We start from the raw sequence: 14550 nt of genomic DNA, 5'->3' as shown, positions 1-14550 counted from the left end.
ACTGGCATCGGCGGGGAATATTCACCGATGCCATCTGCGCCAGGCGACCGCTCCACACATCGGTCGTTGCAACACGCAGGGCCCGACCAAGCACATGCAACCCGCATGCGCTAGCTCGGGCCCTCATTGCATTGATGGTAGCCGCTGGCGATGGGCCAGACTGATGCGCCCTGGATGACGTCGAACCGCCGAGGCGAGTCTCGCCTGCAGTCGATGCCGCCGGCACGCGTCGGCCAGCTTGCCCATTTTCTGATCGGTCGCTTCCCAAAGAGCAACTGGAACACCAGTCGCACGGCGGCAACGCCGCCACGACCGGCATGCACGTCGGGCGCCCTTCCCTGCGCACGCGCGTTCATCGCCACTGCATCTCACGCGGTATGGCCGTGCATCGGCAAACGTTGCTGCCTGCTTCCGTGACGATGCCAGCTATAACAAACGCTAAATAGCGAGCTCAAGTATACGACCGAGTCGCCGCTACCTGCCCTGCAATCGGGACGGAGCCGACGCGGGCTACCAGCGCAAGGCGTCACGCGGCCGTCCCCCGCTTGCAGCGGGTGCCGACCGTGATCGCGAGGCCGCCGCCGTTTGCCTCGAACCGCCTCCTTCTCCTCCTTTCCGGCAGGTATGTTTCATGATCGGCTTTCTCCAGCGCTATAACGTCGGCACCCGCCTTTCCGCTGCGTTCGGCTTCCTGATCCTGCTGTCCTGCGGCCTGGTGGCCGCTGGCCTGATGACCCTGGCGCAAGCGCGTGGGCGCATGGAGTCGATCGTCAAGCACAATATGGCGATCCTCGAATATGTCGGCGAGATGCGCAGCGCCAGTGCAGCTATTGCGATCAATCTGCGCAACATCGTGCTGCCGACCACGCAGGAAGAAAACCTCGGTTTTGCCAAGGTGATCGAGGAACAGCGGCAGAACTACAACCAAAACCGCGAAAAGCTCTACGCACGCCCGCCGTCCAACGCTGCCGGCGCGGAGATGCGTCGGCAGATTGATATTGCGCGCGAAAAAGCGCGTATCGCCAATCAGCAGGTCATGGACCTGGGCTTGAACTACAAGCCTGATGAGGCACTCAAGGTGTTGATGCAGCAGGCGGTACCGGCGAACCAACAATGGCAGGCCGCACTCGATGCGTACGCTGCGCGCCAGCGCAGCCGTGGCGCCGCGGCTTATGACGATGCCAATACCGCCATGGACTATGGCCGGGCGTTGCTGATCGCCGGCGGCATTGCGGTCGTCGTGATCAGCGGCCTGCTGGCCTGGCTGATCACCCGCAGCCTGACCCAGCCCTTGAACCGCGCCACCCGTGCCGCCGAGGCCATCGCCGAGGGCCGCCTGGATAGCAATGTGCATACCACCGCCACCGACGAGCCCGGCCGGCTGCTCAGCGCCATGGCCAAGATGCAGACGCAGTTGCAACGTTTCTCCAGCGAAACCGCGCGGATGATCGAGCTGCACGCCGACAAGGACATCAGCCACCGCATGCCGCAGGACTTCCCCGGCGTGTATGGCGACTTGAGCAAGGGCATCAACACCATGATGTTCGAGCACCTGGACGCCATCGTCGATGCCGTCGAAGTGCTCAACGAATACGCCCGTGGCGATCTGCGCCGCGATGCACGGCGCCTGCCGGGCAGCCGCGCGGTGCTGCACGAATCGATGGATGCGGCCAAAACCAGCCTGTTGGCGATCAACACCGAGATCCAGCGCCTGGCCAGCGCGGCGGCTGCCGGCGACTTCAGCGCACGCGGCGATGCGCAGCGGTTCGAGCACGATTTCCTGCGCATGGTGCAGGACCTCAACGCGATGATGGAGGTCAGCGACACCAGCCTGGGCAGCTTGTCGGCGCTGTTGCAGTCCATCGCCGCCGGCGATCTCACCGCCCGCATGCACGGCAACTTCCACGGTGTGTTCGCCAAGATGCGCGACGACGCCAACGCCACCACCGAACAGCTCACGCGTATCGTGGTGCGGATCCAGGGCGCGGCCGGCAACATCGGCGCGGCCACCGGCGAAATCGCCGCCGGCAACCAGGATCTGTCGCAGCGTACCGAACAACAGGCCGCCAACCTGGAAGAGACCGCTGCCTCGATGGAAGAGCTCACCTCCACCGTCAAGCAGAACGCCGAAAGCGCACGCCAGGCCAACCAGCTCGCCATCGGCGCCGCCCGCGTTGCGTCGCAAGGCGGCGAGATCGCCGGCAAGGTGGTCGAGACCATGAGCGGGATCGAGTCTTCGTCCAAGAAAATCGCCGATATCATCAGCGTCATCGATGGCATCTCGTTCCAGACCAACATCCTGGCGCTCAACGCCGCGGTGGAAGCGGCGCGTGCCGGCGAACAAGGCCGCGGCTTTGCCGTGGTGGCCAGCGAAGTGCGTACGCTTGCGCAGCGCTCCACCGCCGCGGCCAAGGAGATCAAGAGCCTGATCGACGATTCGGTGCAACGCGTCGCCGAAGGCTCGCTGCTGGTGCACAGCGCCGGCACCACCATGGCCGAGATCGTGTCCAGCGTGCAGCGCGTCACCGACATCATGGGCGAGATCTCCGCGGCCTCGCAGGAGCAGTCGGCCGGCATCGAGCAGGTCAACCAGACCGTCACCCAGATGGACGAAACCACCCAGCAGAACGCCGCACTGGTGGAAGAAGCCACCGCCGCCGCCCGCGCACTGGAAGAACAGGCGCTCGGATTGACCGAGGCAGTGGCGGTCTTCAAGACCGACAGCAACGACGCATCGCGTGCAGCATCACGACGCCCGGCAGCAACGCCGGCGCTTGCGGCCAAGGCGGTGGCAGCCGGCCGCGCTCCTGCCCCCAGGCTGCGCGCCGTGGTCGCTGCGCCAGGCAACGACAGCAGCTGGCAGGAGTTCTGAACAGATCGCCAGCACTGACTGAACCGGACTGGTCGGCAGCGCTGCCGACCCGCTAAAGGCGTACGCGTCGTTAGCCGATAGCCTGCTTACATCCATGAGACGCATCAATGACCACCTCACCCACGCTGTCGCCGCAGACCGTTCCAGCGTCCCCACGCCGCTGGACCCGCCGTTGGGACGACCTGGCCATCGCCAGAAAACTCGGCATCATCGGCGTGCTTGCGTTGGTGGGGCTGGTCATTCCGGTGCTGCTCTATCGCGGCAAGCTCAACGAAAGCGTCGCCATCAGCAGCAACGAATTGCGCAGCTATGCGCCGCTTGGGCAAATGCTGGGCCTGATCACCGACCTGCACGCAGCCCACGTAGATAGCGGCAGCACCGCCAAAGACGCCGCCCAGCGCGCCGAGCGCGATCTCACCCAACTGCTCGCCACCACGGCCAAGCTTCCCGGCTTCGAACGCAGCCAGAAGCAATTGCTGGCCCTGCAGCAGCGCCATGTTGCCGGTGCCGCCGCGGAAGGCTACGCCGCCGTGAGCGAACAGGCCTTTGCCGCGCTCGATGCATTACGCGACGACAGCCAGCTGGTCTACACCCCGTACATCGAGAGCTATCACCTGGTGGTCTCCACGCTGATCTACAGCCCCGAGACCACCGAATCGCTGACCCGTCTGGACGCCGCCAGCGACCCCTCGCAGGCGGGCGACAGCCGCGCCATGCTGCGCGAGCAGCTCGATCAACTTGCCCGAAACCATGTGCGTTTCCGCCATGAGCTGGACAAGGCGATGGGCCTGCTGGAGCAGCCCGACCCTGCCCTGGCCGATGCCGCCAAGGTCGAAGCCACCCAGTCACGCGCCGCACTGGCCGCACTGGGTACCGCCTTGGAGGGCAGCGATGCCAAGGCCGACGCGCAGTGGAATGCCGCACTCGATGCGCTTGGCCAGAGCATGCGGGACCTCAGCAACGTGTCCCTGCAGGCGCTGCAGCGGCAATCCGAGCGCCACCTGGTCGACGCACGCAACGCGATGTGGCAAGCGATCGCCGGCCTGTCGGTGCTGGCGCTGCTGATCGCCGCCCTGTGCTGGTATACCTTGTCGCGCCTGACCCGCAATGTGCGCCGCGCCGCGACGGTGGCAGCCAATATCGCGCAGGGCCAGCTGGACGATCAGGTCAGTGCCGCCGGCCGCGACGAAACCGGTCAATTGCTCGACACCATGCGCCAGATGCAAGGGCAACTGCAGCGCGTCCTCAGCGCGCAAAGCGAAATGGCGCAGCGCCACGACGCCGGCCAGATCAGCTACCGCATGCAGGCAGACAGTTTCCCCGGTGCCTACGCCACCATGGTGCGCGACACCAACGCGCTGGTGGGCTCGCACATTGCAGTCAAGATGAAACTTGCGCAGATCATGTCGCGCTACGCCATCGGCGACCTGAGCCAGGACATGGAGCGCCTGCCTGGCGAAAAGGCGGTGTTCACCGACACCATGGATACCGTCAAGGCCAACCTGTCGGCGATGAACAGCGAGATCAAGCTGCTTGCGCAGGCCGCAGCCAATGGCGATTTCAGCGTGCGCGGCGACGCACAGCGCTTCCAGTACGACTTCCGCGCGATGGTGGACAGCCTCAATCAATTGATGGCCACCTCCGATGCGAATCTGCACGCGCTCTCGACGGTATTGCAGGCGATCGCGGCGGGCGACCTCACCGCCCGCATGCACGGCGACTTCCACGGCGTGTTCGCGCGCATGCGCGACGATGCCAATACTACCGTGACCCAGCTGGCCAATATCGTCGGGCGCATCCAGCAGTCCACCAATGCCATCAACGACGCCGCCAGCGAAATTGCCACCGGCAATCAGGATTTGTCGCAACGCACCGAACAGCAAGCGGCCAATCTGGAAGAAACCGCTGCCTCGATGGAAGAACTCACCTCCACCGTGCGCAACAACGCCGAGCATGCGCGCCGCGCAAACCAGTTGGTGGTCGGTGCGGCCACGGTCGCCTCGCAAGGCGGTGCGGTAGTGGGTGAGGTCGTTGGCACCATGGCCGGCATCCAGGCTGCATCCAAGAAGATCGCCGACATCATCAGCGTGATCGACGGCATCGCCTTCCAGACCAATATCCTGGCCTTGAACGCCGCGGTGGAAGCGGCGCGCGCCGGCGAACAGGGCCGCGGCTTTGCAGTCGTGGCCAGCGAAGTGCGCACGCTGGCGCAGCGCTCGGCCGGTGCGGCAAAAGAGATCAAGCAACTGATCGAGGACTCGGTCAGCCGGGTCGAACACGGCAACCAGTTGGTGGGCCAGGCCGGTCGCACCATGCAGGACATCGTCGACTCGGTGCAGAACGTCACCACCATCATGCATGAGATCAGCGAGGCCTCGCAGCAGCAGTCGCAAGGCATCGAACAGGTCGGCCAGACCATCGCGCAGATGGATCAGGCCACCCAGCAGAACGCCGCACTGGTGGAAGAAGCCACCGCCGCCGCCCGTTCGATGGAAGAACAGGCGCAGCAATTGCGCGATGCGGTCTCTGTGTTCCAGTTGCAGGCTGGGCCTGCGCGTCGCCGCCTGGGCCACGCTGCCTAGAGCGACCGGCGGTCGATCTGCCCTGGGACGCTGCGCGCACGCATGCGTCCCACCTTAGTGACTGCCCGCTGCCCGCATCGATCAGGCAACGGCGCAACTCCGCACATCGCTAACGCGCATGCGTTTTGCCCAGTGCGATCAGCAGAACTCTACGACACGCACGCAGGCGTCGATCAGCCCTGCGCGATGGCGCAGGTACACGCCAGACGCCAAGCCGCTTTGGATTTCGAAGGGCTGAGCGACGGTCAGGCGCGTGAGCAAGAAGTGAAAGCACGAGTCTTTGGATTCACTGAGATGCCTCTTTTGACAGGCATTTCCAGGCGGTTGTGCACACCAGCCTCACCTCGGTGACGCCGACCCATACGCGCCTGGCCTAGCGAGTTCAGCAGCACCGACACGGTGCCGTTACCAACCCCAAGCACGCGTACCTGCCCTGCAATCGCCAGCGTCACGACCCTTTAGATGTCGCAACGCTCGATGGATCGGTTCGACGCACGCCCGCTTCGGCGCCACCAGCGTACCCAGTACGCCTCCCCGCCCAGCGCATTGCCTCTTTCCTGCCCATCGCTCTCGAGATCCCAACCATGATTGCTCTTCTTCAACGCTACAACGTCGGCAAGCGCCTGGGCTTCGCCTTCGGCACGCTGATCCTGCTGTCCTGCGCCCTGGTCGTGGCTGGCCTGTACACGCTGGCGCAGGCGCGCCAGACCCTTGACACGCTCACCAACCGCAACATGGTGATCGTCCAGCGGTTGCAGGAAATGAACAACGCGGTGTCGGTGATTGCCGTGCAGCTACGCAACATCGTGTTGCCGACCAGCGATGCGGAGAATCGTCGCTTCGCTGCGATCATCGAAGACCAGCGCAGCATCTACAAGGATGCACGCGAGAAGCTCTACACCTTCTCGGCAACGCCTGCCGCCCAGGCGCTGCGTGAGAGGATCGATGCCAACAACAAGGCCGCCCGCGCGCTCAACCAGCAGGTGATCGACCTGGGTCTTGCCGGCAAGGCGGACCAGGCCCTGCCTTTGCTGTTGCAACGTGCCGCACCCGCCACGCAGGCATGGCAGGACACGCTGCTGGAATATTCGGCGCTGCAGCGCCAACGCGCCCAGGAGGCCAATGCGCTGGCCACCACGGCGATGGCCCGCGGTCGTGCCATGTTGATTGGTGGCGGCCTGGCGGTGGTGCTGATCAGCAGCGTGCTCGCCTGGTTGATCACGCGCAGCCTGGTGGTTCCGCTGACACGCGCCACGCGCGCCGCCGAAGCCATTGCCCAAGGCAAACTGGACAACGACGTCAGCGCGAACTTCAACGACGAGACCGGTCGCCTGTTGCATGCCATGAACGACATGCAGGGCCAGCTGCGCAATCTGATTGCCGCACAGCTGGGCATGGCCAAGCGCCATGAAGAAGGCCAGATCAGCTTCCGCATGGATGCCGGCGCATTCCCGGGCGATTTCGGCCGCATGGCCCATGACACCAACGAGCTGGTGGCCGCGCACATCAAGGTCAAGATGCAGACCATCCACCTGATCGAGCGTTATGCCATCGGCGACCTGTCCGAAGACATGCAGCAGTTGCCCGGCGAGAAGGCGGCCATCACCGCGGCAATGAACCAGGTCAAGCACAACCTGTCGACCATGAACACCGAGATCAAGCAGCTGGCGCAGGCTGCGGCCAATGGCGACTTCACCGCGCGCGGCGATGCCGAGCAGTTCCAGTTCGATTTCCGCATCATGGTGGAAAGCCTCAACACCTTGATGGCCACCGCCGACGGCAACCTGCAATCGCTCTCGGCCTTGTTGCAGTCGATCGCTGCCGGCGACCTCACCGCGCGCATGAGCGGCCAATACCGGGGCGTGTTCGCGCAGATGCGCGACGATGCCAATGCCACCGCCGAACAACTGGCCAGCATCGTCGGCCGCATCCAGATCGCGGCCGATGCGATCGGTCTGGCCTCGGGCGAAATCGCCTCCGGTAATCAGGATCTGTCGCAGCGCACCGAACAGCAGGCCGCCAACCTGGAAGAAACCGCGGCCTCGATGGAAGAGCTCACCTCCACCGTCAAGCAGAACGCCGAACACGCCAGCCAGGCCAACCAGCTCGCCATTGGCGCCGCTGCGGTCGCCTCGCAAGGCGGCGACGTGGTGGCGAAGGTGGTCACCACCATGTCCGACATCCAGGGCTCGTCCAAGAAGATCGCCGAGATCATCAGCGTCATCGACGGCATCGCGTTCCAGACCAATATCCTGGCCTTGAACGCGGCAGTGGAAGCGGCGCGTGCCGGCGAACAGGGCCGTGGTTTTGCGGTGGTCGCGTCTGAAGTCCGCACGCTGGCGCAGCGTTCGGCCGGTGCCGCCAAGGAGATCAAGCACCTGATCGACGACTCGGTCGAAAAGGTCACGCAAGGCGCAACCCTGGTCGATCAGGCCGGCACCACCATGGCCGAGATCGTCGCCAGCGTGCAGCGCGTCACCAACATCATGGGCGAGATTTCCTCGGCCTCGCAGGAGCAGTACGCGGGTATCGAACAGGTCAACCAGACCGTCACCCACATGGACGAAGCCACCCAGCAGAACGCCGCGCTGGTGGAAGAAGCCACTGCCGCCGCCCGCTCGATGGAAGAGCAGGCAGGTCATCTGGCCGAAGCGGTGTCGGTGTTCAAGCTGGACGACTCGGCTGCGCAGGCGCCGCAGAGCGCACGCGTACGCCCGATCACCTCGCGCCCGGTTGCAGTGAAAAGCGCCGCCAGGCCGGTAGCGCGCGCAGCAGCGAGCGCCTCACGGCCAGCCACATCCCAGGCCGCGCTGGCCGACGGTAACTGGCAAGAGTTCTGATTCACCGCTGTCACCCACAACGCCCCGGCATTGCCGGGGCGTTGTGCATTTAGGCCAGGCACCGACGCTGGTCCTCGCGCGTACGATGCGGCAGCACGCCGATGGGGCGTCTTTGCCCTCCAAGCATCCCATCAACAGCCGCCGTCCCCATCGGACGAGGTAGCGAACACAACCGCGTCCGATCCACGCATTGGCGCTTCAGTTGCGCGGCTCCGTGGCCGATATCCAGTTATAGCTAACGACGCGTATGGATATGACGACTACGACTTCCGCTTCAGACACACGCGAATTTGATTTCGGCGACCGCGACTTCAAGCGCGTCTGCGACCTGATCTACCAGCGTGTGGGCATCGCATTGGCGCCAGCCAAGCGCGACATGGTGTATGGCCGCCTGTCGCGTCGTCTGCGCGTGCTCGGCCTGCGCTCGTTCCGCGATTACCTCGACCAGCTCGAAGCCGGCAACGATGAAGAAGAATGGCAGGCATTCACCAATGCGCTGACCACCAACCTGACCTCGTTCTTCCGCGAGCCGCACCATTTCGACAAGCTGCGCGAAGAACTGCAAAAGCGCGCCTCGCAGGCGCCGTTGAAGATCTGGTCGTGCGCCGCCTCCACCGGCGAGGAGCCCTATTCCATCGCCATTACCGCCTGCGAAGCCTTCGGCACGCTGACCCCGCCAGTGAGCATCGTCGCCACCGACGTCGACACCCAGGTACTGGAAACCGCATCGCGCGGCGTGTATGCCATCGACCGCGTCGCCTCGCTGGATGCCGCGATCAAGCGCAAGTATTTCCAGCGCGGCAGCGGCCCCAATGAAGGCAAATGTCGGGTCATTCCGGCGTTGCGCCAGCTCATCGAATACCGCCAGTTGAATCTGCTGGCGCCGCGTTACGATGTCGGCGGTCCGTATGCGGCACTGTTCTGCCGCAACGTGATGATCTACTTCGACAAGCCCACCCAGCGCGGCATCCTGTCGCGCCTGGTCAGCCACATGGGCGACGACGGCCTGCTCTACACCGGGCATTCGGAGAACTACCTGCACGCGGCCGATCTGATCCAGCCGTGCGGGCGCACGCTGTATCGGCGCGCACCGCGCGCAGGAGCGTGAGCATGAGTACTGCCGTGCAAGTCGACGACGTCATGCGCTACCGCGATTCGCGGTTCCAGACCATTGCCGCCAAACTGCTGCCCACCCAATACCTGGTGGTGGACGACGACACCGCGTTGACGACCACCTTGGGATCGTGCGTTGCAGCCTGCCTGCGCGACCCGGTGCTCAAGATCGGCGGCATGAACCACTTTCTGCTGCCGGAAGGCCAGGTCGGCGATGGCGCACCCACGCGCTACGGCAGTTATGCCATGGAGCTGCTGATCAACGACATGCTCAAGCGCGGCGCGCACCGCAAACGCATCGAAGCCAAGGTCTTCGGTGGCGCCAACGTGTTGAAGGGCTTCACCAGCAACCCGGTCGGCACCCGCAACGCCGAGTTCGTGCGCCAGTACCTGCAGGCCGAACATATTCCCATCATCGCTGAAGACCTGTGTGGCATCCATCCGCGCAAGGTGTGGTTCTTCGCGACGACTGGCCGCGTCGTCGTGCAGCGTTTGCCGCACGCACACGAAGCCGAAGTCGCCGCCACCGAATCGGCCGTGCGCGCCCGTCTGTCCAAAGCACCGGTCACCGGTGGAGTGGAGTTGTTCGAATGACGCTGGAAACTCCTGTGCGTGTATTGATCGTCGACGATTCGGCGGTCGTGCGTCAGATGCTCACCGAAATTTTGTCGCGCGACGCCGGCATCGAAGTGGTCGGCTCGGCCGCCGACCCGTTGCTGGCGCGCGAAAAGATCAAGCGCCTCAATCCAGACGTCATCACGCTGGATGTGGAAATGCCGCGCATGGACGGCCTGGTGTTTCTGGAAAACCTGATGCGCCTGCGCCCTACCCCGGTGGTGATGATTTCATCGCTGACCGAGCGCGGCGCCGACACCACCTTGCAGGCTTTGTCGCTGGGCGCCGTGGACTTCGTGTCCAAGCCCAAGATCGACGTTGCACGCGGGCTGGAAGGCTACGCCGAAGAGATCGTCAGCAAGGTCAAAATGGCCGCCAAGGCCAAGGTCAGCGCACTCAATCGCCCGAGCGCGCCCAAAGTCACGCTGGATATGCAATCGGCACCGGTGGCCGGCAGCGCGCTGCGCTTTCGCACGACCGACCGTTTGATCGCCATCGGCGCCTCCGCCGGTGGTACCGAAGCGCTGCGCGTGGTGCTCGAACACATGCCCGCCGATGCGCCCGCGGTGGTGATGACCCAGCATCTGCCTGCCAGCTTCAGCACCGCATTCGCCGAGCGCCTCAACCGCCATTCGGCCATGTCGGTACGCGAAGCCACCGATGGCGAGGCGATCCTGCCAGGTCATGCGTATCTGCCGCCGGGCGGCCAGCATCTGCGCATCATTCGCGACGGAGCGCGTTGGCGCTGCCGTATCGACGACGGCCCGCCGGTCAATCGCCACAAACCGGCAGTGGACGTGCTGTTTCGTTCCGTTGCCGCCAATGCCGGCCCGAATGCGGTGGGCGCCATCCTCACCGGCATGGGCGACGACGGCGCACGCGGCCTGCTGGAAATGCTGCAGGCCGGCGCGCCGACGCTGGTGCAGGACGAAGCCAGCAGCGTGGTCTGGGGCATGCCCGGTGCGGCGTACAAGCTTGGCGCCGCACAGGAAGTGGTGCCGCTGGACCGCGTAGCCGAGCGCTTGCTCGCATTGTCGGCGCAGGCGCGCTGATCCGGCATGGCCGCGCATCCCTCGCACCCGACCAACCAAACGCTTCCTCCAGCACCGGGAAGCGCGGCGGGCGCTGGCGTGGATGCAGCGATGGACGGCATGCCGCTGACGGCTGAGCCAATCCATGCCAACGCCCCAAGCGCTGGTCTGGTCAGGCCCGGCCCGGTCACCGCCGGCATGGCCAAGGCCGGCGAGCAGCCCGAGCAGCGCCGTTCGCGCCTGCTCGCAGAAGCCCTCGATGGCAGCAGCAGCGCCATTCTCATCTGCGATCTGCAATCGCGCCTGCTGTACGCCAACGACGGCTTCCAGCGCATGTTCGGCTACACCGAAGCCGAGCTGGTCGGTCTGCGTCCCTCCGATGTCTTGACCCGCGCCCAAAGCGACCAAAGCGAGGTCGCCCGCGTTCGCGATCGCGCCGATGCCTTGCAGCACACCCGCGCCGACTTGCTGGTCTATCGCAAGGACGGCACACCGCTGTGGATCTCGCTCAACTTCAACCCGATCTACGACGCCAACCACGCTCCCTCGCATTACGTGGCGGTATTGACCGACATCACCGACACCAAGATGCACGAGGTATTGCAGCACCGCGTGCTGGAAGCCTTGGTGCAGGAACGCCCGTTGATCGAGGTGATGACGCTGATCTGCACCGAGGTCGAACGCATCGCACCGGACGTGCTGGCCACGGTGATGAGTGCGGACAATCAAGGTCGCCTGCATTCGCTGGCTGCGCCCAGCCTGCCGCCCGAATACGCCGATGCGGTCAACGGCTTGAAGATCGGCCCGGGCACAGGCGCCTGCGGCACCGCGGCCTGGCGCGGTCGCGCGGTGATGGTGGAAGACATCGCCACCGACCCATTGTTCGAGGCGTATCGCGACACCCTCTTGCCTTGGGGCCTGCGCGCCTGCTGGAGCACGCCGATCCGCTCCAACAGCGCGCGCGTGCTTGGCACCTTCGCGCTGTATTACCGCAAGCCGCAACGTGCCGATGCCTGGCATATGCGGCTCACCGATTTGTGCCAGCAGCTGTGCACCTTGGCGCTGGAACGCGAGCAGATCCGCCAGCGCGTGCATCAACTGGCGTTCTACGACACGCTCACGGGCCTGCCCAACCGCATCATGTTCAGCGCGCGTGCCGAGCAGGCGCTGACGCAGGCCGAATACGCAGGCGAACCGGCCGCGTTGATGTTCATCAACATCGATCGCTTCAAGCTCATCAACGATAGCCAGGGACACGCCGCAGGCGATGGGCTGCTGCGCGATATCGCCTTGCGCGTCAACGACCAGGTCGCCGCCACGGCGATGCTGGCGCGACTCTCCGGCGACGAATTCGCGCTTGCGCTGCCGCAATGCAGCGCAGAGCAGGCCAGTGCCGCCGCCGAGCGTTTGTTGGTCAGCATCGCCAGCCCCCTGCCGGTCGGCCACATGACCGTGCATTCGTCGGCCAGTATCGGCGTGGCGATGTTTCCCGAGGATGGCCAAGACATCAACATCCTGCTGCGCCACGCCGATCTGGCGATGAATCGCGCCAAGAAGGAAGGCGGTGGGCGCTTCCGTTTCTTCAGTTCCGACATGAACCGCATGGCGCAAGAACGCGTTGCGCTGGAAGCGGAACTGCGTCAGGCCATCGACCGCGATCAACTGCAATTGCATTACCAACCGCAGATGCACAGCGCCGCGCCGCACACGCTCTATGGCGTGGAAGCGCTGCTGCGCTGGAATCACCCGCAGTTGGGTGCAGTGTCGCCGGCGCGCTTCCTGCCCGTGGCCGAAGAACAAGGCATGATGCCGCAGATCAACGCGTGGGTCCTGCGCAGCGCCTGCCAGCAGGTCGCCGACTGGCGCCAGCGTGGCGTGCCGGTCGCACGCGTGTCGGTGAACCTGTCGGCGAGTGGTTTCGAAAGTCCGCGCATGCTGTCGGATCTGCTCCGGCTCATCGCCGAGACGGGCGTACAGCCCTCCGATCTGACCCTGGAACTGACCGAAAGCGTGATGCTGTCCGGGCAACCGGGCGTATTGGAAAACCTGCATGCCATTCGCGAAGCCGGCATCTCGCTGTCGCTGGACGATTTCGGCACCGGCTATTCCAGCCTGAGCCATCTGCATCGCCTGCCGATCGACGAACTCAAATTGGACATGAGCTTCGTCCGCGATATCGAACACAGCGAAGACGCGCGCGCGCTCACCACCTCGGTATTGCGCATCGGCGAGCACCTGCGCAAGCACGTGGTCGCCGAAGGTGTGGAAAACGAAGCGCAGCGCCTGTTCCTCGCCGACCTGGGCTGTGAGGTGCTGCAAGGCTATCTGTTCTCGCGGCCCCTACCCGCCCCGGCACTGGAAGCCTGGCTGGACGCGCAACCGTAATCGCGCAGCTTCGAACTCCCTTCCAGCCAGGAAAGGCGGGCCATGGCGTGACAAGGAACGAGCCTCCCTGCTGCAGGAGAGCAGCGCTGCAAGCCCTTCCCTACGGAAGAGGGCTTTAAGCCCCTCTCCCCGCGGGAGAGGGGTTGGGGTGAGGGTACGGCCAACCACGCAGCGCGCCGATGCCGTACCCGCATCCGCCCCGCGGGCACCAGGCGAGGTCATCGCCCTCATCCCACACGCATCAGCTCCACCTCGGTCTCACCCACCGTCCGCTTCAGCCATCCCAGCAACTGCGCGTTGACGAAGGCCGGGTTCTCCAGCGAGGCGATATGTCCTGCGTCCGGGATCAGCTCGTAATCGCAGCAGATTGCCTCGGCCATCATCCACACCTCTTCGGGCGGGCGCGGAATATCCTCGGCGCCACCGAGCAGGAAGGTGTTGGCCGGATCCAGTCCAGACAGGGCATCCAGTCGATTGGTTCGGCCGAAGATCAGCCGGCCCAGTGGCACGATGGATGCGCGCAACTGCTCGGCCGACATGGCAGCCAGACGCTGCGCAAAGGCGGCCGGCAGTGCCGATCTCAGATCGATGCCGGGGCGGAAGAAGATCGGAACGATCGCCTCGATCAACGCAGGCGTCACCTGCCCGGCCGTCTCGATCGCATCGAGCAGGCCGAAATAGCGCGCACGCGTGGCGGTTGGCTCGGCGCCCAGGAAGGTGTCCATCAACACCAGGCTGCACACGCGCTCCGGCGCCATCAGGGCAAGCTCGGCGGCCCACATGCCGCCCACCGACAGGCCGACCACCGCGCACTGCGGCAACTTCAGTGCGTCCAGCAGGGCCAGCATGTGCCGGGCAAGATCGCCGATCTGCTGCGTGCCGTGCGGCAACGGACCTGACTGCCCATGCCCCCACAGCTCGGGAACGATGACCTGGTAGTGCTGCGAGAGCGCCTGGATCTGCGGCTCCCACATCGCAGCGTCCCAGAGATAACTGTGGCCAAGCAAGACCGGGAAACCGCGGCCGTGTTGCGTGTAATGCAGGGTTTGACCGGAGATTGTGCAAGTGGGCATGGGCATCAACGGGCAGTGGTAGAGCGGCCGGACTCTAGA

The 14550-nt window shown here is 64.9% G+C and carries 8 protein-coding genes and 1 pseudogene; 8 read left to right on the top strand and 1 reads right to left on the bottom strand.

Going from position 1 to position 14550, the window contains the following annotated elements; all coding sequences use genetic code 11:
• The first annotated feature begins 150 nt into the window (after positions 1–150).
• The 8 genes and pseudogenes from AMD14_RS25270 to AMD14_RS10050 all read left to right on the top strand — a co-directional run bounded on the left by AMD14_RS25270 (position 151) and on the right by AMD14_RS10050 (position 13438).
• Positions 151–442 (top strand): annotated as a pseudogene (locus AMD14_RS25270) (hypothetical protein).
• Positions 443–631: 189 nt separating this feature from the next.
• A complete protein-coding gene (locus AMD14_RS10080) occupies positions 632–2872 on the top strand; it encodes a methyl-accepting chemotaxis protein (RefSeq protein ID WP_015463123.1) in 2241 nt (746 codons plus the stop codon).
• A gap of 107 nt (positions 2873–2979) precedes the next feature.
• The gene (locus tag AMD14_RS10075) at positions 2980–5454 is read left to right on the top strand and encodes a methyl-accepting chemotaxis protein (RefSeq protein WP_015463122.1); all 2475 of its coding nucleotides are present in this window, start codon (positions 2980–2982) and stop codon (positions 5452–5454) included.
• A 584-nt stretch (positions 5455–6038) separates the two neighbouring features.
• Positions 6039–8294: a methyl-accepting chemotaxis protein gene (locus AMD14_RS10070; RefSeq protein WP_011051209.1), complete on the top strand. Its 2256-nt coding sequence runs from the start codon at positions 6039–6041 to the stop codon at positions 8292–8294.
• A 247-nt stretch (positions 8295–8541) separates the two neighbouring features.
• A complete protein-coding gene (locus AMD14_RS10065) occupies positions 8542–9402 on the top strand; it encodes a CheR family methyltransferase (RefSeq protein WP_005914920.1) in 861 nt (286 codons plus the stop codon).
• 2 nt (positions 9403–9404) lie between these two features.
• Entirely contained in the window at positions 9405–10001 is a 597-nt protein-coding gene (gene cheD / locus AMD14_RS10060) for a chemoreceptor glutamine deamidase CheD (protein WP_003486330.1), read from the top strand.
• Entirely contained in the window at positions 9998–11074 is a 1077-nt protein-coding gene (locus AMD14_RS10055; RefSeq protein WP_003486327.1) for a protein-glutamate methylesterase/protein-glutamine glutaminase, read from the top strand. Before cheD ends, AMD14_RS10055 begins: the two co-directional genes overlap by 4 nt.
• A 78-nt stretch (positions 11075–11152) precedes the next feature.
• A complete protein-coding gene (locus tag AMD14_RS10050; RefSeq protein ID WP_040107611.1) occupies positions 11153–13438 on the top strand; it encodes a sensor domain-containing protein in 2286 nt (761 codons plus the stop codon).
• Positions 13439–13665: 227 nt separating this feature from the next.
• Here the strand turns inward: AMD14_RS10050 and AMD14_RS10045 are convergent, their stop codons facing one another.
• Positions 13666–14511 (bottom strand): alpha/beta fold hydrolase, encoded by an 846-nt coding sequence (locus tag AMD14_RS10045; protein ID WP_003486322.1) that lies wholly within the window; start codon positions 14509–14511, stop codon positions 13666–13668.
• Between the last annotated feature and the right edge of the window lie 39 nt (positions 14512–14550).

The organism is Xanthomonas citri pv. citri (assembly GCF_000961215.1).
Taxonomy (GTDB): Bacteria; Pseudomonadota; Gammaproteobacteria; order Xanthomonadales; family Xanthomonadaceae; genus Xanthomonas; species Xanthomonas cissicola.
This window is presented reverse-complemented; position numbering and strand designations above follow the sequence as displayed.